A 23,234-nucleotide genomic window follows, 5' to 3' on the forward strand; every position below is an offset into this window, starting at 1 on the left:
TGCTAAGTGGCTAGATAAATGGTTTTTGAGTCCAGGTACTAACTTGATATTCAACAGCTTAGATTGAAAAAAGATGCTATTGGGTAAGCGTGAGTATAATTATCTCGCCTTTATAATCGCCTGATTAATAAGAAATAGAAAATACTCAAAAAAGTGCTATTTGGGATTGGCTAAGGGGTTAAACAGGTATAAAAAAACCGCCCAATGGCGGTTTTTTATGGCGCTTAATCGTAAAGCGTGGGATGTCTTAGGGCTACAGACCCGCGTCAGCGCGCAGTGCTTCGGCTTTATCCGTCGCTTCCCATGGGAACTCGTTGCGGCCAAAGTGGCCGTAAGCGGCCGTTGCCTGATAAATTGGGCGAGCCAGATTTAACATTTCAGTCAGGCCATATGGGCGCAGATCGAAGTGTTGACGGACTAACTTGATCAGCACTTCTTCAGACACTTTACCCGTACCGAAGGTCTCGATGCTGATTGATGTTGGCTCTGCCACACCGATAGCATAGGACACTTGCAATTCACAACGGTCAGCCAGACCCGCAGCAACGATGTTTTTCGCCACATAACGGGCAGCGTATGCCGCGCTACGGTCAACTTTCGATGGGTCCTTGCCCGAGAAAGCTCCGCCGCCATGACGCGCCATACCGCCGTAGGTATCAACGATGATCTTACGACCGGTTAAACCACAGTCACCCATAGGTCCGCCGATAACGAAACGGCCGGTTGGGTTGATAAAGTATTTAGTGTCTTTGCTTAACCACTGGGCAGGTAGAACCGGCTTGATGATGGTTTCCATCACGCCTTCGATCAAATCTGCTTGGGCGATGTCAGGGCTGTGCTGGGTTGAAAGCACGATCGCATCGATACCGACAATCTTGTTGTTTTCGTAGGCGAAGGTGACTTGGCTTTTCGCATCGGGGCGCAGCCATGGCAGAGTGCCGTCTTTACGGACTTCTGATTGGCGCTTCACTAATGCGTGGGCATAGGTGATAGGTGCAGGCATCAGAATATCAGTTTCGTTGCTGGCATAACCAAACATCAGCCCTTGGTCGCCGGCGCCTTGCTCTTTAGGATCTGCGCGATCAACACCTTGATTAATGTCGGGAGACTGTTTACCAATGGCGTTTAATACGGCGCAAGAATCGGCGTCGAAGCCCATATCTGAATGGGTATAGCCAATTTCACGAACCGTTTTACGGGTTAGCTCTTCAATATCAACCCAGGCAGAGGTAGTGACTTCACCACCTACTAATACCATGCCGGTTTTGACATAAGTTTCACACGCCACGCGTGCTTTTGGGTCTTGAGCCAGAATTGCGTCTAGCACAGCATCAGAAATCTGATCTGCAATCTTATCGGGATGACCTTCTGAGACCGACTCAGAAGTAAACAAGTGCTTTGCCATAGTAGGAAAATCTCGTCGTTAGCATTCAAACGTGTAGAAGCATCTACATCTAGACGGCTATTTTAGTGGAATTTCACTTTGATGACACCCCCTAAGCTAAATATTTGTGTGTAAAGTGAGGCATACCCCAAATTGCGAAGGGGGCTACTGGCTTGGGAAGTACATTTAATATTTTGAATTTATTTAATTATTTATGTCATTTCCATTTGGCATAAATCTGGGCCTTTCATGTGGGCCTTCAAAGTATAGAGGTTTTTTACCTTGCCGATAGCCGGACTTGAGGTGCATAAAATGGTCTTATTAAATGCTATGTAATGTAAATGTTGTCGATTTGAGGCGTTTTATTGTCAGAATGCCGGTTCCATATCGCTTTTAAATGCCCCCACTTAAGCCTTTGTGTGCATTTTTCGTTTGCGTCATCCCTTTATGTAGGGGAAAATATGCGTCCAAATTGCCCGCTAGACCCCACAAATTAAGCAGGAGAGAGCATGTCTTCCCGTAAAGTACTCGCCAACGCAATCCGTGCGTTAAGTATGGATGCAGTTCAAAAAGCAAACTCAGGCCACCCCGGCGCCCCAATGGGCATGGCAGATATTGCGCAAGTGCTGTGGAATGATTTCCTTAAGCACAATCCGAACAATCCAAAATGGGTAGATAGAGATCGTTTTATCCTCTCTAATGGCCACGGCTCAATGCTGATTTATTCTTTACTTCACCTGACGGGTTATGACTTGCCAATGGATGAGCTGAAGCAATTCCGTCAGTTGCATTCAAAAACCCCTGGTCACCCAGAATACGGCTATACCCCTGGTGTTGAAACCACCACAGGCCCATTAGGTGCGGGTATCAGCAACGCTGTGGGTATGGCGATTGCCGAAAGAACACTAGCGGCGCAGTTTAACCGTGATGGCCATGATATTGTCGACCACTATACTTACTGCTTCCTCGGCGATGGCTGCTTGATGGAAGGTATTTCCCACGAAGCCTGTTCTCTTGCCGGTACTTTAGGTCTAGGCAAGCTGATTGCATTCTGGGATGACAACGGCATTTCTATCGACGGCCATGTAGAAGGCTGGTTCACCGATGACACGCCAAAACGTTTCGAATCCTACGGCTGGCATGTAATTGCTAACGTCGATGGCCACGATAGCGATGCGATTCGCGCGGCTATCGAAGCGGCGAAAGCGGTGACCGACAAGCCAACCATGATCTGCTGCAAAACCATTATTGGTTTTGGTTCGCCAAACAAATCTGGCAGCCACGATTGCCACGGTGCACCATTAGGCGATGCAGAAATTGCTGCGGCCCGTGAATTCTTGGGCTGGCCATACGCACCATTCGAAATCCCCGCCGAAGTCTATGCGGGTTGGGATGCAAAAGAAGTTGGTGCTGCCCGTGAAGCGGCGTGGAACGAAAAATTCGCTGCCTACGCGAAAGCCTATCCAGAGCTGGCTGCCGAGTACGAACGCCGTGTGCTGAAAGGTGAATTACCTGCCGATTTCGAAGAGAAGGCGCAGGCCTTTATCCAAGCTTGCCAAGATAAAGCCGAAGGCATTGCGAGCCGTAAAGCCTCACAAAATGCCATCGGAGCCTTTGGTGCTATGTTGCCTGAACTGCTTGGCGGTTCCGCCGACTTAGCGGGTTCTAACCTAACCCTATGGTCAGGTTCTAAGGGCATTCAAGACGATGCTGCGGGTAACTACGTGTACTACGGTGTGCGTGAGTTCGGTATGAGCGGCATCATGAACGGTGTGTCACTCCACGGTGGCTTCATCAACTACGGCGCGACTTTCATGATGTTTATGGAATACGCCCGTAATGCGGTGCGTATGTCTGCGCTGATGGGCATTCAGAACATCTTCGTTTACACCCATGACTCTATCGGTCAAGGTGAAGACGGCCCAACCCATCAGCCAGTTGAGCAATTAGCCAACTTACGTATGACGCCAAATATGGCCGTGTGGCGCCCCTGTGATGCGGCTGAAACTGCCGTTTCTTGGAAAGCCGCGATTCAACGTCGTCATGCGCCAACGTCACTGATCTTCAGCCGTCAAAACCTTAAAGCTCAAGCGCGTACTAGTGAGCAGTTAGCCAATGTGGCGAAAGGTGCTTACGTGCTTAAGGATTGTGTTGGTACACCAGAGCTGATCCTGATCGCGACCGGTAGTGAAGTGCAATTAGCGATGGATGCCGCCGCTGCATTAACCGAGCAAGGTAAGCAAGTGCGCGTGGTTTCTATGCCTTCAAACACTGAGTTTGATAAGCAAGATGCGGCTTATAAAGAGTCTGTACTGCCAAAAGCAGTGACTAAGCGTGTCGCTATCGAAGCGGCTCATACCGATTTCTGGTATAAGTATGTTGGTTTCGAAGGCACTGTCGTTGGTATGACGACTTTCGGCGAGTCGGCTCCTGGCAATGTACTGCTGAACCATTTCGGCTTCACCGTTGAAAATGTGCTGAATGCAGCAAAATCATTAGGCTAATAGCTTAAGGGATTAGATTAAATACAAAAGGTTAAACTTTTGAACTGTTAATCTGTATAATGCGGCCTGCAATCGTTTGCAGGCCGTTTTTGTTTATGCTGTATTGTTAAGAGGAAGTTGAGACCTCAATGATCCGAGTCGCAATCAATGGTTATGGTCGTATTGGCCGCTCTATTCTTCGAGCTTTATATGAGTCGGGAAAACGTCAACAAATACAGATTGTCGCGATAAACGAGTTGGCTAAGCCTGAAGCCATTATTCATTTGACCCAGTACGACACAACCCACGGTCGCTTTGCGCATAAAGTTAAGCTAGTCGATGATCATATGCTGATCGGCGATGATGCCATTCAAATTCTCCATGAAGCGGATCCCGCAAAATTGCCATGGCGCGAGATGGATATTGATATCGTCTATGAAGCCACGGGCGCAATCTTAGATCGCCAAAGCTGCGAGGCCCATATTCATGCGGGCGCTAAACGGGTGCTGATTAGCCATCCCTCGTCGGCCGATGTGGATGGCACTATTGTCTATGGCGTGAACCACAATTTACTGCGCGCCGAGCACACTGTGGTTTCTAATGCCTCCTGCACGACAAATTGTATCGTCCCGGTTATCGATGTGCTCGATAAACACTTTGGGGTGAAAAGCGGTGCCATTACCACTATCCATTCTGCAATGAACGATCAGCAAGTGATTGATGCCTATCATGATGATTTGCGTCGTACTCGCGCCGCTGGCCAATCCATTATCCCTGTTGATACTAAACTTGCCCGCGGTATCGAACGTATTCTGCCGCACATGAAAGACAAGTTTGAGGCGATTTCGGTGCGGGTTCCCACCATCAATGTGACCGCCATCGATCTTTCAGTCACTTTAGCGAAAACAGTGGATATTGCTACCGTCAATCAAGTGTTAGAATTGGCCGCTAATGGACGGTTTAACGGCATCTTAGGCTATACTGATGAGCCTTTAGTATCATGTGATTTTAACCATGATCCCCGTTCCAGTATTGTCGATGGTACCCAGACCCGGGTGAGTGCGGGCCAACTGGTGAAGCTGCTGCTGTGGTGCGATAACGAGTGGGGTTTTGCTAATCGTATGCTGGATACGAGTTTAGCTATGATTGCGGCTCCAAAGGGCTGACAAAAATTCTTTAGCAGTGGGGGCGGGTTTGCTGCCAATTCGACGGGATGTCGAGTGCCTAGCGGTGAATTCAAACCGACTGATGTGAAACCAGTTTGTTTTTTTGATTATAAAAGGAAGCGTTACCATGGCAATTATCAATATGTCAGATTTAGATCTCCAAGGTAAGCGTGTGCTTATCCGTGAAGATCTCAATGTGCCTGTGAGCAACGGCGTCGTCACCAGTGATGCGCGCCTTAGAGCCTCCCTCCCTACTATCGAGCTAGCCCTTGCCAAAGGCGCTGCAGTGATGGTGATGTCACACTTAGGTCGCCCAACTGAAGGTGAATACAATCCCGAATACTCAATGCAGCCTGTGGTCGATTACCTAGCCAAGGCGCTGTCTTGTCCAGTGCGTTTAGCGACCGACTATTTAGACGGCGTTGAAGTGGCTGTGGGTGAAGTGGTGGTGTTTGAAAACGTTCGCTTCAACAAAGGCGAGAAGAAAAACGACGAAGCGCTATCTAAGAAAATGGCCGCTTTGTGTGATGTCTACGTGATGGATGCCTTCGGCACCGCTCACCGCGCCGAAGCCTCAACCAATGGTGTCGGCTTACACGCGCCTATCGCCTGTGCTGGCCCATTATTGGCCCAAGAGTTAGATGCCTTAGGCAAAGCCTTAGATAACCCCGCGCGCCCATTAGTGGCGATTGTTGGCGGCTCTAAAGTGTCGACCAAGCTGACTGTATTAGAAAGCTTATCTGGCATAGTGGATCAATTAGTGGTTGGTGGTGGTATCGCTAACACCTTTATCGCTGCAGCGGGTCATAACGTCGGCAAGTCACTGTACGAAGCCGATTTGATCGATGAAGCTAAGCGTTTAGTGGCTAATGCCCAAAGCCGCGGTGGTGATATTCCCGTGCCTACCGATGTAGTGGTTGCCGGCGAGTTTAGCCCAACTGCGGTTGCTACCTTAAAAGTGGTGAGTGATGTTGGCGATAGCGATATGATTTTCGATATCGGCCCAGATAGCGCCGAAGCTTTAGCGAAAATTATTGAATCTGCGGGCACTATCGTGTGGAACGGCCCTGTGGGGGTGTTCGAATTCGACCAGTTTGGCGAAGGCACTAAGCGTATTGCCCAAGCGATTGCCGATTCAAAAGCCTTCTCTATTGCCGGTGGTGGTGACACCTTAGCGGCGGTGGATAAATACGGTATTGCCGATAAGGTTTCTTACATTTCCACCGGTGGCGGTGCTTTCCTCGAGTTCCTCGAAGGTAAAGAATTACCCGCAGTGGCTATGCTCGAACAGCGTGGTGCCTAAGTAAAGACGAATAACGCGGCGCATAAGACGCCGCGAATAAGCTAGTTAAGCTGTTATAAAAATTATAAAAACCGCCCATCCCTCTAAGGAATTAGTAGGGAATGGGCATAAAAATCCATCCAAACGATAGCGACCTCGGTGACCAAGCGTTGCAGAATGTGACAGTCACCCTATTATTGGAGTTAAAAAATGGCGTTAATTTCCCTACGACAACTACTCGATCACGCGGCAGAACATGGATACGGTGTGCCTGCGTTTAACGTAAACAACTTAGAACAGATGCGTGCGATCATGCAGGCGGCGGAAGCGACCGACAGCCCTGTTATCGTGCAAGCCTCTGCGGGTGCGCGCAAATATGCTCGTCCTCAGTTCTTAAAATATCTGATGACCGCCGCCCTTGAACAGTATCCGGATATCCCTGTCTGTATTCACCAGGACCATGGTACCGATCCTGACATCTGTCAGCGTTCTATCCAACTGGGTATGTCCTCAGTGATGATGGACGGTTCATTAATGGCCGACGGTAAAACCCCCGCTTCCTACGAGTACAACGTCGATGTGACTCGCAGAACCGTTGCATTCGCCCACGCCTGTGGTGTGTCTGTAGAGGGTGAAATTGGTTGCTTAGGCAGCTTAGAGACTGGTACTGCCGGTGAAGAAGACGGTGTTGGCGCAGAAGGCGTATTAAGCCACGACCAACTGCTGACCAGCCCAGAAGAAGCGGCTCGCTTCGTTGCCGATACCCATGTTGACGCGTTGGCGATTGCGATTGGTACTAGCCACGGAGCTTACAAGTTCAGCCGTAAACCAACGGGTGATGTACTGCGTATCGACCGCATCAAAGAAATCCATGCTCGCATTCCTAACACTCACTTAGTGATGCACGGTTCTTCTTCAGTGCCGCAAGAATGGTTACAGATCATCAATCAATATGGTGGTCAAATTCCTGAAACTTACGGCGTGCCATTAGAAGAAATCGTTGAAGGTATCAAACACGGCGTGCGTAAAGTGAATATCGATACCGATCTGCGCTTAGCGTCTACCGGTGCGGTACGTAAATACTTGGCCGAACACCCAAGCGAGTTCGACCCACGTAAGTTCCTAAAAGCCTCTATGGAAGCGATGGCAGATATCTGTACTATCCGCTACGAAGCCTTCGGTTGTGCCGGTCAAGCCTCTAAGATTAAGCCATTGTCTTTACAAGCAATGTACAAGGCTTATCAATCGGGTGCTTTAGATCCTAAGATCAACCTATAAGCATTAAAGCCTCTTTAAAAGCCCGCTTTTTAGCGGGTTTTTTTATGCAAAAAACCGCTTAATTTTCATTTTTTAATCGTAAATGTTAGTATTGCGCAGATTTTTTAGGGGATAAAACGCAATAGGAACGGATAAACATGAAGAAAGCACTGACCGCAGCGCTATTAATGACTGCGCCATTGATGGCCAATGCGGGAGCCGATTTTGTTAAAGGCGATAAGACATTCGCAGGTGAGGCCGAGTTAGGTGCAACCTTAACTACAGGTAACACAGATACCTCATCCTATAAGGGCCGCTTAAGCCTAAAACACGAGTTGGGTGACTGGGAAAACCAATATCTTTTAGAGGGTTTGTACAAAGAAGATACGGGTGAAGTGACTGCTAAACGTTATTTAGCGGGCGCCCAAGGCAACTATAAGATGACGGATCGCAGCTATCTGTTTGCCAACGCTAACTACGAAGTCGATCCTTTTACTGGTTATGACTACACAATGTCTGGTGCAGCGGGTTATGGCCACAGACTCTATGACACCAGCAAGACCTTCTTAGATGTTGAAATCGGTCCCGGTTATATCTATCAACGTCTCGATTCGGAGCAGGCCGTCTTAGAAGGCACTGACTCGAACGACAGCGTCGTTGCCCATGGCGTGATCAACTTTGAAACTGAAATCACCGATACCTCTAAATTTCAACAGCGTTTTGTTGCCGACTATGGCGATAAATTAGATGCGCGTTCAGAAACTTCGCTGACCGCCAATATCATCGGCGCTTTAGCGATGAAGTTTGCGATTATCGTGCGTTACAACAGTGAGCCATTGGACGATAAGAAAAGCACTGATACAGAAACCAATATGACACTGCTCTATTCGTTCTAATCAATGTGATTGAAATCAACATAAAAGCACCGAGAGGTGCTTTTTTATCGGCTGTTTTTGGACTAAGTTGACAGTACCTGCATTGATTCTTTATTAGCTAGTGCTGTAGTTATATAAAAATTAATGTTTTAAGCGCCTGTAGTTATCGGGTAATGCATAGAAAATTGCGTTTTATCAACATTTGCTATCCCTAAGCTATGGTAATTTTTGAATTGATTTTCCACCAAGAGATGAACTTTGATGAAATTACTGCGGTTGTTTAAAAACAGTGGAGTGGCTTTTTTAAGCTTGTTCTGCATTGCAATATTGAGCGGATTCTCTCCTGCAGCTTGGGCTACAGCAGAAGGAACCGAACGACTTAATCTAACCGCCGCAGCCGTCGGCTATATTGCCCTATGTGTGTTTGTTATTGCTTATTTATTGGTCATGGCGGAGGAGTCACTGCACCTGCGTAAATCCAAACCTGTGTTGGTGGCGGCGGGGATTATCTGGGGCATGATAGGCTTTGTGTATGTGCAAAATGGCATGTCAGAGGTATCTGAGGCAGCCTTTAAGCACAATCTATTAGAATATGCCGAGCTATTACTCTTCCTCTTGGTGGCGATGACGTATATCAATGCCATGGAAGAACGCAATCTATTCGATGCTATCCGCAGTTGGTTAATTGGACGTGGTTTTAGTCTAAGGACAGTGTTCTGGTTAACAGGATTTATGGCCTTTTTCATCTCTCCCGTTGCGGATAACCTGACCACTGCACTGCTGATGTGTGCCGTCGTGATGAAAGTCGGCGCTGGGCAGCGCAAGTTTATTACCCTTGCCTGTATCAACATAGTGGTGGCGGCAAATGCGGGCGGAGCCTTCAGCCCCTTTGGTGATATCACGACTTTGATGGTGTGGCAAAAGGGCCTAGTGCACTTTGGCGATTTCTTCCATTTGTTTATTCCTGCCCTTGTGAATTTTGCGTTGCCTGCGGCCATTATGAGTGTGTTTATCCCACATTTCGTGCCTGAGCCTGAAAAAGAGCATGTTTACACTAAACATGGGGCGAAACGGATAGTGGGCTTATTCCTGCTGACAATTGCGAGTGCGGTTTGTGCCCATTCTTTCCTTGGCATGCCGCCCGTACTCGGGATGATGACAGGCTTAGGCTTCCTGCAATTCTTTGGCTTCTATCTGCGTAAAACCTTCGATCGTTCGGTTGCCCGTGAACGTGAAAAGGCCGAGTTAAGACAGGACCAATTACGTCTGCAGCAACTCGGCAGTGTGGTGCCCTTCGATGTCTTTAACCGAATTTCCCGCGCCGAGTGGGATACCCTATTATTCTTTTACGGTGTGGTGTTGTGCGTGGGTGGCCTAGGTTTTATGGGATATTTAAGCTTAGTGTCCGAGGCCATGTATTCACACTGGGACGTTACCTATGCCAACATCGCCGTGGGCTTATTGTCATCGGTTATTGATAACATCCCCGTGATGTTTGCTGTGCTGACCATGAACCCAGATATGGCCTTAGGCCAATGGCTATTAGTGACACTGACAGCGGGAGTGGGGGGCAGTTTATTGTCGATCGGCAGTGCGGCAGGGGTGGCTTTAATGGGACAGGCGAGGGGGATTTATACCTTTGGTGCCCACTTACGTTGGGCGCCAGTGATCGCTTTGGGTTATGTTGCGAGCATTTTAGTACATATGTGGCTCAATGCGGCAATGTTCTAATAATCAATGGAACACATTGTATCTGTTGTTGTTTTTAGCATTAATTGTTTTATTGATTTGTTTCGCAGATTATTCATCTAACCATGTTAGGTGGCATTAAGATCACTGCGTTGTTTTAGCTCAAATTGTATACTCGGCCTCAAGTAAAATAATGAAAGAGGCCGGGATGCAAATAGGTGCTTGTTGGTTTAATGCCCCGGAACAAGTGCGATTGAATTCGGCTTCTGGACGCAGCTGGTTATTAAGTGCGGTGAATTCCCAATACTCTCTCTGGGAAGTCCCCCGTTGGGCAAAGTGGTTTCATGACGTTATCGCTATGCGCGGGATGGACAAGACTTGGTGGCGCTGATTTGCCGCAGAAAAGTCAGTCTTAGAGCCTCTTGCTATTACCTATAAACTCAACCTAGAACAGGCCAAGTTGTAGATGGATCTATTACAGACTGAAGTGCCTAAACTCATGCACGCCGAGGTACATAAAGCCTTATTAGAGCTGTGCAGAATGAGTTTTGATATGCGATTGTCGATATGGACTCCCTAAACGATCATGCCCTTATGAAGTTTTATCCCAGCGGTCATTTATGGGCCTGTAGGCGTCATTAATTTGGACAATGAAAAGGCATCCAACTGGATGCCTTTTTTGGGAGGCGATGAGAGGGGGGGGGTTACTGTGTCACTACTGTGGTGTCACTTGGACTAATGTCAGCTCGTTATTGGCCTTAGCACCATAGATCTGAATCGCGACTTTAATTTGGGACACTGCGCCGCTTGGATCCTGTTGCTGCCAATCGAGTCCGGCCATTTCAAACTGATACTGGCCATTCTTCACTTCGGTCAAGTTACCACTGCATTCACCTTGGCTCTGGCAGCGATAGCTTTGGGTCACGTGCCAGCGTTTCCATGCCTTAGGATTGGCAGAGGCCTTATCTTTGTCAGGAAAGCCAAAGTAATAAATATCATAGCTTTTGGCGGCGGTAATAGCCGCCTGATTAGCATCGGTCAGTGAAAAGACTAAGCTGCCGGTGTTGGGATCAAACTGATCTACGGCCAGATTAATCTGGGTGGCCTCATCGACACTGACTGTGGCTTCGACTGGTGGAGGTGGCGGCGGAGGCGTCACTTCCTCGGATTTATCATCGTCGCTACCACAACCGACAAGGGCGAGTGTACCTAGGGTTAATACAAGTAATGGGTATTTCATCACTGCCTCCTTAATTGAAGTGTCCAGTGTGGCAAGTGGTGCATTCCATATCGGTTTTAACGCTTGCCGCCGAACCTAAGGTGCCGGTACTGCCATGGCAGGTTTGACAATCCTGGGCCTCTAGGGAAGGTTTACTACCCGGTAAGGCGCCAATATTCTCACCCTGATAGGCACGGTTTAGGAGTTCTACGAGGTAATAAGCCATAGAGGCCGATAGACGATAGCAGCGCTCACCTTTTTGGGCAAAGGCTAGGCCAGATGCCCGCGACCAATTACTGATAGAGGAGTGACACAGCACGCTCATGGCTTTCGATGAGCTACCGACTAGGGCTGTCTTTTCCGCAGTAGAGCCGATACCCGCGACAAACTCGGGGGTGGATAGTGGCAAGGTGGTGTTTTCATAGTAACGGAAAGTATTGGAGATGATCGCACTATTTTGACCGTTAATATCATCTAATATATTGACTAACATGCCGATGGCGTTGAGGTTGCCGCAAAGTGTGCCTTGGCCTGTGACCCCTGCAAAACCATAGCCCGCGAGGGCCGTGGGAATGGTTTTGAATTTGTCCACATCGGCACTATTAGATTGCGCTAGCATAGTGATAACCGAATGAAACACTTGATGCATGCAGCCGCCACCTGTTTCATAGGCGAGTTTGGCTGTGGCCATTGGATCGAGTGGCACGTATTTGAGCTTTTCACCCAGTGCGAGTTGGTACTGACCATCCGCATTGGTAGCCGCAAAGGCTGAAGTTCCCATCAGGGTTGCACCTGCAGCGGCGGTGCTGATACCAATAATACGGCTGAGTGCTTGACGTCGATTAATACTCATTTTATCTATCCTCTTTTTTGGTCATTGTTTTTATATATCAAATGGTAAAGTTGAGTTGATGGACTCGATTTTAGGGGGAAGAGGAATAAATATTGTGATTTGAGGCGGGGGATATACTCTTGGTTGTTCGGCATCCACAAAGCGTAAATACAATCGGTTTATAGGGTTAAACGCTTTTTATATTATTCATTAACACGATTAAAATGTGACTTACCTCTTGTTATTTGTGGTATTTGTGCAGATTTATGCGCATTTATACATCATCTCTATTTCCTTTAGTGGTATTTATTGCTGTGAGCTTAGGCTGATTTTCGCTTAATTTTAGGCGCCTAGGGGGCTCGTCACGAAATTTAACTAATTGCGTCCTTGGGTTAGCAAGATCACAGTAATCATTAGTAATCTTGCATAGACTCCCATCTGAATGTTGTCGGTTTGAGGAAAGGTATATGCAATTGGGCGGCTGCTGGTTTGACCGTGAGCGAGGCTTGCTGACCGAACAGTCCCACAACGAGTCTTGGCACCTTCCCCGTGCCGAGTTACAGGTGCTCAGTTTACTGGTGGAACATCAAGGAAAACTTGTTTCAAAGCATGTGCTTAAAACTGGTGACGGCGAACATCCTCCCTTGACTGATACATCATTGGCGCGGGCAGTGTTTATGATCCGCTCTTTTCTCGGCCCCCAATATGAAGGTCTGATTGAGACGGTGAAGGGGCAGGGTTATCTATTGCATAGTGCCCATGGGCGGCGGATTAAGAGTTTTCATTACCCTAGATTGCAATCCTTGCCTTGGTGGAGTGTATTGTTAGTATTTGGATTTATGCTGGCATTCACTGTTTTCTATCTTAACCGAATTGACCACAGTGTGCCGACCGAGCCGTTAATGTCCACTGATTTGCCTTTAGCCTCGGGCCAACATGTACGCCTGCACCTCTATGCGAATTCGAAGACCAATAATACCTTACTGTTTGAACTGGGAGAGCGTCTGGGCCAAGGGATAATTGCCTGCGGTAGTAGTGATTGGTCTGAGGTTTACTCTTCTTTATCCCATGATAAACAAGTGCTTAATATTACGATGCGGGGTGACAAGCTTGGACAGTCCGTCATCCGTAATCTCAAAATTAGCGATTTAAGACGCCCTAGAGAGTTTATCGATGTGAAGTGGCTGTTGGAGGTTGGGATCTGTGGCTAAATGGCTAAAATGGACGATTAACTTGACTATCCTATCGGCCTTAATTGCGGCCTGTGGGGTGATCTATCTACAGTCGGCTTCCAATAAGGCGGTGATCCTCAATTGCAGTTCTGAACTGTTCGACCGCCACGGACAACTCAAGGATGACGGTAAGTTTTATCTGTTAGTGGATGTGCTTATCTCATCGGGTAATGCTCAGATTAACTATCGCTATTTTAACCTCGATGGTAGCAGTGCGGGCATGATCTTAATGCAGGGAGAAGTGCAGAGCATGGAGCCTAACAGTATGACCTATAATGTTTCGGTCAAAACCAAGACAGAATCAGAGGACCTAGATAAGAAGGCTTGGCCCGAGCATATGAAGTACCTCTCATATATCAGCAGTTTACACTTTAGCGAATCTGGCAAACACAATATGAGCATTGAAATACTCCACAGTGATGCCAGCAAAGATTATGCCGTCGTTTTGTTTCAGCCAAGCAATACTGTCTGCGGTTGCCGGATCGTAAATAGCCGAATTTAATCAGTGTATTTAGGTTAGTTTCAGTTTAGATTATGTTTTATTTCCACAGTTTTGCCGCTGATGGGTCCATTTAGTGAAGGGCGTAACAGGTTTTTGTGTCTAAGATACGTGTAAAGCAAGAAGAATCCCTGTCGATTAAGTTCAGCCATCAGATGGAAAAGGGGGACAATCGCCAACTAGACCTCTATTTCTTTTTGCCAAAGGAAATGGGTATAGGCTCCCATACCTTAAACGAAGAAGAATACTATTACAGCTCAATTGTTGGGCGACGTTCCTATTATTCCGAAGGTTTACACTTGCCCTTAGTGCAAGGTCGATTTGCTAGTCTTAACCGTCGTACCGTCGAAGAGTTTAGATTGTACTTAAACTTATTTGCCTATCAGTTTGCAGTTGCGGTTGAAAACGATGTTAAGGAACTCGGTCAAATTACCGATGTAACCCACTTTTATTTCGCCCTCGATGAGCTGCGCGAGCAAATTACTCAGTTGCTGAAAAAGTTTCGCCGCAATGAGCCCGGCGATCCTAAGTGGAAGTCCTACTTCGAAAATGCCGATAACTACCTGTCATGGTTTTGTGAGCAACAATTGCTTAAAGTGCTCGCCTATGCGACGCGCAGCAGTGATTTCAATGATATCCAAGAGCGGGTGTTGACTCTCTGTCGAAATGAGTGTGCCTATCGGGACGCTAACAATTACAACTCGACTCAAACTAAGCAAGATCCTAACCGTATTTCGAATAAGATGTTGCTGCTACGTCGTTTGATCCAGCAAGGGGTTGTGCTGAAAGAAGAGTTAAAGCCGCTGGGGATTGGCCTTAAGAAATTTACCACGGGGTTGGCGACTGCCTTAGTGATGCTTGTCGTCTCGGCACTGATCATCGAGGCACAGGGGGCATTCAGTGGTTTTACAATCGCACTCGTGCTGACGCTCGCGGTGATTTACGGTTTTAGGGAAATCTTTAAGGATGATGTGCGCAATGCGATGTGGCGTTTTATCCAACGTGGTCGCCCCCGTTGGAGCCGTATTTTGCGGGATACGACCAGTCAGGCTGTCATTGCGAAGCAATTAGTGTGGCTAGAATTTATGCGCCAGCAGGATTTGCCCGATAAGGTCAGTGAGATCCTCAAGCACAGGCATAGCCAAAATAAGGTCGACGCTGAGATCCTACATTATAAGATCGCCACTAAAGTGAATCAGAGTGAATTCCAGGCGGGTTATTCGACTATTCAAGAACAAGTCAATTTCAGTTTTGTGCCCTTTGCCCGCTACTTAGAGCGGGGTAAGGCAAAAATTTATAAGGAATTGGAAGGAAAAATCAGCCATGAATCCGTGGAGCGACGCTATCAAGTGAACTTGATTTTAGTGCTACGGGATGGGCGAGAGGTTCCACAATATTTCCGCTACAAGATCACAATGAACCGCTCTGCCATCATTGAAATTACCCAGAGTCAGTTGCCTGACTCGATAAATTCGCCAACCTCTAAGGATGATGACGAGTAAAGGCTTGACCTATATTTTGATCGTTATTCTGCTTTGCTCGCTTGAGCGCCACTTCGGCATTACTAAGGTATTGCTCTAAGGTTTGACCTTCCTGATAGCTGGCGATACCAATGCTAATTCCTTCCCCTAAGCCATTACTGTTCAGCTTTTCCATGGTATTGAGGGCGAAGTGATGGGCTTGGATCGCATCCGTATCTGGCAATATCACAATCAACTTACCCAACTGCCAATGTAAAATCTGGTAATGGGCAGGGATCTCGAGTAAAAGCTGAACTTCGACTTCCTGTTGGCGAGTCTCAAGTTGATCTATGTCGCTCATGTGGCTCAGCATTCCCTCTGGATTTATGTCCATAAGTAGTAAGCTGGAGTGATTACGACTCTGCACCGTAAGGGAAGTGAAGTAGCGCTCTAAGTCCGGCAAATTGAGTAGAATGGTGCTGCGATGGGGGACAAAGCTGCGTTGCTCGGGGCCTCTAATTCGATCGGCCGCTTGTTCAAGGGTGCAGACGATATAGTCAATTTCACCATCAGCCGCCACATGCCCCTTGAGTGTTGCCTGCAAACAGTTGGAGTGGCGCAGGTTCGGTGAGCAGAGTATTTGCCCTTGCCATTGGCCTTGCATGCTGATCTGCGCGGTGATTCTCGGCCATTGATTGCCTAGATCATTGGCGAGCAGTGAGGCTAAATCATGGTTTAAATCACCGTTTAGTTGCATCAGTTGGTCGAATACGGGATTGATTTTGATGAGCTTTCCAGTTGCGTCCGTCAATGCCGTTGCCACAGTATTATCGCAGAGCAAGTCGCTTAAAAAGGCCTGTTGTCTACTGCTGGTAAGCTCGCTGATATCTTCTAAGGTCACCAATAAGTTTGGCAAACCTCGGCTAATTCGCGGCGCTTGACGCACACGTGTTTTGAGCGTCGGACCATCGATACTTTCGAGTGATAACTGGGCCGACCATTCACCGCTTCGGTACACTTGATCCATCATTTGGGCATGGGTGACATCATCCAAGTTGAGGGTGCGTTGCAGACTGCGGTCAGTGAGGTCATCCAGTGGCACTAAGGTAAACTCGGCGGCTTTAGGGTTGGCGCTGATAATACGCGCATGCTCATTGGCCAAAATAAAGCCCATATCGCTGTTAAATAAACTATTGGCGACATCAATACTGTATTGGCGGGAGCGGTGTTGTAGTCGATACATATGACTTAGCAAAATCACCCAAGCCGCAAGCATAGTGAGAATAAGGGCGGCAACTATCACTATGTTTTGCCACTGGGAGAAACGTGCGGCTATGTCCTCATTACGGATATAGGACAGTAAAAAGTAATCACGATGTAGCTCAGGTTGGGCGGTTAACTCCACTTTGATGTAGACAAAGGTGGCATCTTCACCATGGAATTGGCCAAAGTTACTCATGGACATTTCCCGCCACAGTGCAGGATAACTCTGGCGTAAACTGGCGCCTAAGGTTTCGGGCATATGGGGAAGTGGCGCAAGGTTACTGACGCCAGCATAGAGTAATCCTTGGGTGTCGAGCACTAACATGGGCGACTTATTACTCGAAAATGCGGGTTTTATAGCCTCTAGCATTTGCACCATAGAATTGTAAGTAATGAGGTAGCCCATAGAACTTTGATCGGGTTTTTCTAGCCAAGCCAGTTGGTACATATAGGGTTCGAGCATGCCCTCGAGGGGGACGAACTCCAGGGGGGAGGTATAAATTTCTTTGCCACCTAAATTACGACTCGAACCTAACAGCGCGGGAGGTAAGGCATCTTTGCTAAAATTGGAGGCCGTTGAAAATTTATAATTACCTTGGGGGTCGAACAGAGCAATGCCCAATAGTTCGGGGATATGTTGTACCAGTTCCTGCCAACTCTCCTGTAGTTTCTGCTGTTGTGATGAGGTTGGATTTTTGAGGTATTGTTTGAGCAGCTCATCCTTAGCAAATAGCTGGGTCCTAAATTGCTGAAAAGCGACTTTATCCGTGATCAGTGTGCCTATCGTTTGCAGCTCACTATACCTCTGTGTCGCCCATTCTTCCTGCAACCGACGTTCACCTAAGGTGATGATAAGATTTGTTAAAATGATCATGCCAATCACGAGCATCGACAGCTGGCTTGCGACCGCCAGCAGGCGCTGGTGGGACCAATGTAGCCCTTGTGTTAGAGATAGCAGCGGAGCTAGGGGATGTATGCTTGGTTTTTTCTTCAGCATGGGCCGATTTTGCGTTGGTGAACTGTTAATTTGGCTATGTTAACACGAATGAAATGTTACGACAGTGGCAAGTTGCTAGGGTAACTTAGGGCATTTAAGTTATTTTGGGGAGTCAATTGAGGCTAGTCTGACGGTGGCTATCTACCCAAGCGCCCCTAAAACCCGATGTTTAAACTCACAACCATAGGCCAGCACTTGCTCGCGGCAGAGATCAATATCGACGTCTTCTAAGCCTTCGATGGCCGAGACTTGCACGTTTTCAATATAGTGGGGAGCTAGGCTGATAAAGGCATTCACCGCCGTATAGGAGTCCGCCAGTTTAGGGCGGCAATGCTGATTATAGGCCGTTTCATTATCGGCATTGAGGGAAATCGATAAGCTGTCAACGCATTGGGCAAGTTCGGGCAGAATGTTGCGTCTATGGACTAAATTACCTAATCCATCGGTATTGACACGCACACGGCCACCTCGGTGTTTGATCTCCTTCGCAACGGCAATCAGGGTTGGCAGGTTCAGTGTGGGTTCTCCATAGCCACAGAAGACATATTCCTCAAAATCGTCAGTGTTCCCCAGTAGCGGGATAATCTCCTCGGGTTTAGGTTGGTGAGTCAGTGCCAGTTGATATTCATGGATTTGTTTGCTGCCATTATGCTTTGGGCAAAAAGTGCAGCGCAGGGTACAACGGCCAGTGATATTGAGATAACGGCTCCTGCGGATATCGTAGACTAAGGTTTCGGTCGCGCAGGTCTCATTCGTGCACACTTCTTGGGTGATATTTCCATTGGGTAAGGTTTCGATTGCTTTGAGCTGTGGCTCTTGCTTCGTCGTGGCATAGTGTGAATGTGGCATACTCTAGGCTTTAATAGTGCAGGGCGATAACGTGTAGCCAGTGTAACTAATGCCCTCGGTGATAACTGCCACGCAGATCGCACTCCGAGCTTAAGCCGGTATCTGTGCTGCTCCCTAGTTAAGCCAATAAAAAGAGAGCCTAGGCTCTCTTTTTATTGGATTTAGTCATCCGGTTTCTAGTCTTGATCGCTTAAGGTATTAAGCTTGACCCTGTGGGTCTCGGTTGTGCCTAAGAGCATGTCTTCGACTCTTTTGGGTCGCCACCACCAATGGAAAAACCGACTCATAGTGCGTCTGGCATCATCGAGGATAATGTAAAGCAGCGGCACTAAGATCAGCGTCACCACAGTGGAGAACAGGATACCGAAGGCGAGGGATGTGGCCATTGGGATCACAATCTGCGCCTGTAGGCTGCGTTCCAGAATGATAGGCACTAGCCCCACGAAGGTGGTGAGTGAAGTCAGGATAATCGCCCTAAAGCGATAACAGCCCGAGTCCACCGCCGCCTGCCTTACCGATTGCCCTTGTTCACGGGCTCTGTTAACAAAGTCCACTAAAATCAAGGAGTCATTCACGACCACCCCGGCCAGTGCGACGATACCGCAGAGGCTTAGGACGCTCATGGCGAGCCCTTGGACCAAATGCCCAAACAGGGCGCCGATGATCCCGAAGGGGATCACCGACATGATGATCAAAGGTTGGCTGTAGGATTTGAGCGGTACCGCCATCAGGGCATAAATGGTAAACAGGGCGAAGAAGAAGCCTTGCATTAACCCGACCATGGCATTCTGCTCGTCCAAACTGCCACCATCTAAGGCGGTTTGGATTTTAGGATACTTAGCCTGTAGTTGTGGCAGATAATCCTCTTGGATCTCTTGCACTACCTTTGAAGGTTCAACTTTGTTTTTGTTCGCATTCGCTATGATGGTAATCGCCCGTTTGCCATCGACTCGGGTAATGGAGGCATAGGATTCGCCCTTTTCTACTTCGGCCACGGTTGAGAATGGCACCGACTTGCCCTGCGGCGTGCGGATCAGCATATTCTCGAGATAACCTAAGGTGCGACGCTGTTCCAATGGATAGCGCACCATGACTTTGATTTCCTCTTTATTACGCAAAATCCGTTGTGCTTCATAACCATAGAAACCGTAACGTACTTGGCGTGCTAAATCGGACAGGGTCAAACCTAGAGCTTCGGCTTCAGGGCGGATCTTTAGACGGATCTCATGGCTGCCCGAGGAGAAATTATCGGCAATGTCGTACACCCCTTCATAGGTGGCGAGTTTTTGCTTAAGTTCGCGGGCGGCCGCGGATAATTCTTCGAGATCGCTCGAGGTCAGCCTAAAGGAAATATCACCGCCGCCACCGCCGTTGCTGCTGGCATTAAAGTCGAGTTTCTTCACCGATAATAGCTCGGGTAACTGCTCGCGCCACGCCGTGGCAATCGTCTCGCCATCCACATCCCTATCTTCACCTTTAGTTAGCTCGGCAAAAATAAAGGCGGAAGTCCGGGAGCTCATATTGATAAAGCTATGCTTTACCACTTCGCTGCCGTTATCTTGCTCCATCTTGTCGTTCATCTTGTACAGGGCTTCTTCGATACTCTGTACAACTTTTAAGGTATTTTGCTCCGAGCTACCCTCATCCATCTCTAGTTGGACTTGAATAAAGTCCGACGGAATGTCCGGGAAAAATACCCAGCGCACTTTACCGCTGACCACTAAGGCAATCGAGAGGATCAGCACACCGATAAAGGCGGCGACCACGTTGTATCTGTGTTGGATACAGCGCTCGAGGAAGTTGCGGTAACTGTGGTGGATAAAATGCTGCACCCTATCGTTAAACTTCGCCTTGATGCGGCTGAAAAAACCTGTTGGCTCCCCTGGTTTTTTAAACTTCATATGGGCCAAATGCGCAGGCAGGATAAATTTGGATTCCACCAGTGAAAACGCCAGACACATGATGACCACCATGCCGATAGATTTCCAGATAATGCCCATAGGGCCTGACACCATCAACATAGGGATAAATGCGGCGATAGTGGTCAATACCCCGAAGGTGGCGGGCATGGCGACCTTTTGTGCGCCGCGAATAACATTATCAATCGAGTGACCGTGGCGCTCGACCTCGCTATAGGCGCTTTCACCAATCACAATGGCATCGTCCACCACTATCCCCAGCACTAGGATAAAGGCAAATAGAGTCAACATGTTGATTGTCATTGAGAAAGGTTCAAGTGGCATGATCAGCATAGTGCCGAGGAAGCACACGGGTAATCCCATCATCACCCAGAAGGCGAGCTTGAGATCGAGGAACAGTGCCAAGATCACAAACACTAGCAGGGCGCCATAAAACATGTTCGACATCATCATGTTTAAACGGCCCTTAAGATAGTGGGTCAGATCGCCCCAAGTATCGAGTTTGGCATTGGCTGGCAGTGTAGTGCGGCGCTTTTCGACATATTGCTTGACTTGGTCAGCGATATCTAAGGCATTTTGATCATTGACACTTGTCACTTCGATAATGGCGGCGGGCTTGCCATTAAAGCGGGTGTATTCTAAGCGTTCTTCAAAATCGTCCTTGATGGTCGCAACCTGAGGCAGCATCACTCGGCTACCATCGGGGCGGGTGGTGACAACAATATTGGCGAAATCATCCCCTGTATAAGCTTGGCCTTTAGTGCGTAGCAAAATATCGCCATCTTCAGCGCGAATTGAACCACCGGGTAAGTCGATGGAGGAGTTTTGCACCGCAGCGGCAACCTGTGAGAAGGTCAAACCGTATTCGCGCAGTTTATCTTCGGAGACTTCGATACCGATTTCATAGTCACGGACCCCGGTCACTTTCGCCCGTGTCACCGCGGGGAGTTGAGTCAAATCATCGCGAACCGATTTAGCCAGCTCCTTCATATCATGCAGTGTCATATCCCCATAGACAGACACCCAAATGACATTGTTCTCGGGTTCAATTTTATAAATTTGTGGCTTTTCAATATTCACTGGGAAGGTGGCAATGGCATCTAACCTTAGCTTGGCTTCATCCAGCACAGTTTGAACATCATAACCGTCTTCGACTTCAACCGTGATTGAGCCTACGCCCTCACTGGCGACGGAAGTGACTTTCTTGATACCGTTGATATCTTGAATCGCCTCTTCAATCTTAATATTGATGCCTTCTTCGATTTCCTGTGGGGCGGCGCCAGGGTAGGCAACGGAAATATTCAACAGATTGAGTTCAAATGAAGGAAAAACCTCCTTATTGATCAACACAGTGCTAAATAGCCCCCCAATAAGCAGTGCCCACATCAATAGGTTTGCTGCCACGCTATTACGGGCAAACCAAGCTAAGATCCCTTTTTGAGTGTCCATTATTTCACTCCAGCAGCGGCAAGACTGGACTCAGGGGTATCTTCTGTGGGGGGCGCTACTGGTCGTGCAGCTTCACCAATTACCTTCACTAATTGGCCATTGGCCATATTGCTAAAGTGGGTAATTGCGACGCGCTCACCGGTTTTCAAACTGTCTTTAATAAACACATGTTCAAGATCGCTACGCACGACATTAACATGACGCATTTCGACGATGTTTTTATCGTTAATTAAGGCGACATGCTCATTGCGTACCACATAGCGTGGCAACGTCACTATGCCATCGACGGTGCGACCCTTAATAACGGCATTCACGAAGCTACCGTATTTGAGTGGCAAGCTGCCCTGTTTTTTATGTTCGCGCAGGTAAGGGTCTTTAATCTCGGCAACGAGGTAAACCATACGATTATCGGCATCGATCACGCCTTCGCTGCGGATAATATTGCCTACCCAAGAGTTCATTTTTCCCGCTAGCGATGCGCTTAGGGTCACTTCGGTATCTGGATTATCGACGGATTCTAAGTAGGCTAAATCGTCATTAGAGATAGGTAAACGGATTTCTGCAATATGGGTGTCATAGAGTTCACCTAGGTTAGTTCCTAAGGTAACGTATTGACCTAAATCGACATTTCTAGATTTGATAATGCCATCAAAGGGCGCACGTATCACTGTGCGTTCGAGGTTACGCTGTGCGCGGGCTAACGCAGCTTGTGCATATTTGACGTTAGCTTGTTCTTTCTTGAGCTGGGGAATACGTAAACCGAGTTCCGGTGGTAAGCCCTTGTCATAGCCTTTAAATTCGATTTTGGCGACTTCGCCACGGGCGATTTCTTCATTGAGCGCCGCAGTGGCTTGTGCCAATGTTGCTTCAGCCTGCATCAAGTCGGCTTCGTAATCGGAGGGTTCGATTTGGGCCAGTTGTTCCCCTTTTTTTACTATGCCACCTGCAACAAACTGAGGCGAGATGGTTAACATTCTACCTTGTACTTCAGTGACGAGCTGAGTCTTATATTTGGGGGTCACTACACCGTAGGAAGGTAAATTTAGTGATACCGTTTTCTGTTCAACCTGGGTGACATCGACAATAGGTATCGGCATGTCTTCCGGTTTTTGTTCTGGCGCCTCCTTCGTATTCATTAGTAAGGCTGCACCAGCTATAAATAGCAGCAGGATAAAAAGAGGAGACAATCTCCTTAGTAGGGTTTTCATCATATGATTGTTACATCCATGCTAATCGCGTAATGGGCTTAAAGTACCAGAGTCGGGCGCACCAATAAATTTATTTTTGTAAATAAAATGTATTCAAAAATAATATTTAAAGATCTAATAGTTAGCTCTGTGGAGTGATTGGTGAAAATAAGAGCAACATTGTGGAGGAAA

Annotated in this window: 17 protein-coding genes; 10 read left to right on the forward strand and 7 right to left on the reverse strand. The window is 47.8% G+C overall.

The window, feature by feature from the left end; translation table 11 throughout:
- Positions 1-253: 253 nt before the first annotated feature.
- A complete protein-coding gene (gene metK, locus SOHN41_RS02125; protein WP_007645041.1) occupies positions 254-1,405 on the reverse strand; it encodes a methionine adenosyltransferase in 1,152 nt (383 codons plus the stop codon).
- Positions 1,406-1,893: 488 nt separating this feature from the next.
- On the opposite strand from metK, the gene tkt reads away from it, so the two are divergent.
- The 7 genes from tkt (at position 1,894) to SOHN41_RS20010 (ending at position 10,527) form a co-directional block, all read left to right on the forward strand.
- Positions 1,894-3,888, forward strand: a complete 1,995-nt coding sequence (tkt, locus tag SOHN41_RS02130; protein WP_007645043.1) for a transketolase — start codon at positions 1,894-1,896, stop codon at positions 3,886-3,888.
- A gap of 128 nt (positions 3,889-4,016) precedes the next feature.
- Positions 4,017-5,033, forward strand: coding sequence for an erythrose-4-phosphate dehydrogenase (gene epd, locus SOHN41_RS02135; RefSeq protein ID WP_007645049.1), 1,017 nt, complete (start codon positions 4,017-4,019; stop codon positions 5,031-5,033).
- A 127-nt stretch (positions 5,034-5,160) separates the two neighbouring features.
- Positions 5,161-6,336, forward strand: a complete 1,176-nt coding sequence (locus SOHN41_RS02140) for a phosphoglycerate kinase (protein WP_007645051.1) — start codon at positions 5,161-5,163, stop codon at positions 6,334-6,336.
- 189 nt (positions 6,337-6,525) lie between these two features.
- The gene (gene fba, locus SOHN41_RS02145) at positions 6,526-7,593 is read left to right on the forward strand and encodes a class II fructose-bisphosphate aldolase (protein ID WP_007645053.1); all 1,068 of its coding nucleotides are present in this window, start codon (positions 6,526-6,528) and stop codon (positions 7,591-7,593) included.
- Positions 7,594-7,730: 137 nt separating this feature from the next.
- Entirely contained in the window at positions 7,731-8,468 is a 738-nt protein-coding gene (locus SOHN41_RS02150) for a DUF481 domain-containing protein (protein ID WP_007645055.1), read from the forward strand.
- A 240-nt stretch (positions 8,469-8,708) separates the two neighbouring features.
- Positions 8,709-10,178 carry a sodium:proton antiporter NhaD gene (nhaD, locus tag SOHN41_RS02155; protein ID WP_007645057.1) on the forward strand — a complete coding sequence of 490 codons (1,470 nt, stop codon included), beginning with the start codon at positions 8,709-8,711 and terminating at the stop codon, positions 10,176-10,178.
- Positions 10,179-10,344: 166 nt separating this feature from the next.
- Positions 10,345-10,527 carry a hypothetical protein gene (locus tag SOHN41_RS20010; RefSeq protein WP_007645059.1) on the forward strand — a complete coding sequence of 61 codons (183 nt, stop codon included), beginning with the start codon at positions 10,345-10,347 and terminating at the stop codon, positions 10,525-10,527.
- A gap of 324 nt (positions 10,528-10,851) precedes the next feature.
- Here the strand turns inward: SOHN41_RS20010 and SOHN41_RS02160 are convergent, their stop codons facing one another.
- Together SOHN41_RS02160 and SOHN41_RS02165 are read right to left on the reverse strand one after the other, a co-directional pair.
- A complete protein-coding gene (locus SOHN41_RS02160; protein WP_007645061.1) occupies positions 10,852-11,376 on the reverse strand; it encodes a hypothetical protein in 525 nt (174 codons plus the stop codon).
- A 10-nt stretch (positions 11,377-11,386) separates the two neighbouring features.
- Positions 11,387-12,208: a hypothetical protein gene (locus tag SOHN41_RS02165; protein ID WP_007645063.1), complete on the reverse strand. Its 822-nt coding sequence runs from the start codon at positions 12,206-12,208 to the stop codon at positions 11,387-11,389.
- A gap of 446 nt (positions 12,209-12,654) precedes the next feature.
- Between SOHN41_RS02165 and SOHN41_RS02170 the strand changes: the two genes are divergently transcribed.
- From SOHN41_RS02170 to SOHN41_RS02180, 3 genes are all read left to right on the forward strand, one after another.
- On the forward strand, positions 12,655-13,398 hold the full coding sequence (locus tag SOHN41_RS02170; protein WP_007645067.1) for a winged helix-turn-helix domain-containing protein: 744 nt from the start codon (positions 12,655-12,657) through the stop codon (positions 13,396-13,398).
- Positions 13,391-13,921 carry a hypothetical protein gene (locus SOHN41_RS02175; protein ID WP_007645069.1) on the forward strand — a complete coding sequence of 177 codons (531 nt, stop codon included), beginning with the start codon at positions 13,391-13,393 and terminating at the stop codon, positions 13,919-13,921. Before SOHN41_RS02170 ends, SOHN41_RS02175 begins: the two co-directional genes overlap by 8 nt.
- A 95-nt stretch (positions 13,922-14,016) precedes the next feature.
- A complete protein-coding gene (locus SOHN41_RS02180; protein WP_007645072.1) occupies positions 14,017-15,420 on the forward strand; it encodes a hypothetical protein in 1,404 nt (467 codons plus the stop codon).
- Here SOHN41_RS02180 and SOHN41_RS02185 read toward each other — a convergent pair.
- From SOHN41_RS02185 to SOHN41_RS02200, 4 genes are all read right to left on the reverse strand, one after another.
- Entirely contained in the window at positions 15,401-17,638 is a 2,238-nt protein-coding gene (locus tag SOHN41_RS02185; protein ID WP_037457863.1) for a PAS domain-containing protein, read from the reverse strand. The genes SOHN41_RS02180 and SOHN41_RS02185 overlap by 20 nt on opposite strands.
- A 141-nt stretch (positions 17,639-17,779) precedes the next feature.
- The gene (locus SOHN41_RS02190) at positions 17,780-18,487 is read right to left on the reverse strand and encodes a TatD family nuclease-associated radical SAM protein (RefSeq protein ID WP_007645076.1); all 708 of its coding nucleotides are present in this window, start codon (positions 18,485-18,487) and stop codon (positions 17,780-17,782) included.
- A 176-nt stretch (positions 18,488-18,663) separates the two neighbouring features.
- Positions 18,664-21,855, reverse strand: a complete 3,192-nt coding sequence (locus tag SOHN41_RS02195) for an efflux RND transporter permease subunit (protein ID WP_037457865.1) — start codon at positions 21,853-21,855, stop codon at positions 18,664-18,666.
- The gene (locus SOHN41_RS02200) at positions 21,855-23,066 is read right to left on the reverse strand and encodes an efflux RND transporter periplasmic adaptor subunit (RefSeq protein ID WP_037457868.1); all 1,212 of its coding nucleotides are present in this window, start codon (positions 23,064-23,066) and stop codon (positions 21,855-21,857) included. Before SOHN41_RS02200 ends, SOHN41_RS02195 begins: the two co-directional genes overlap by 1 nt.
- Positions 23,067-23,234: the final 168 nt, after the last annotated feature.

Source organism: Shewanella sp. HN-41, assembly GCF_000217915.1.
Classification (GTDB): Bacteria; Pseudomonadota; Gammaproteobacteria; order Enterobacterales; family Shewanellaceae; genus Shewanella.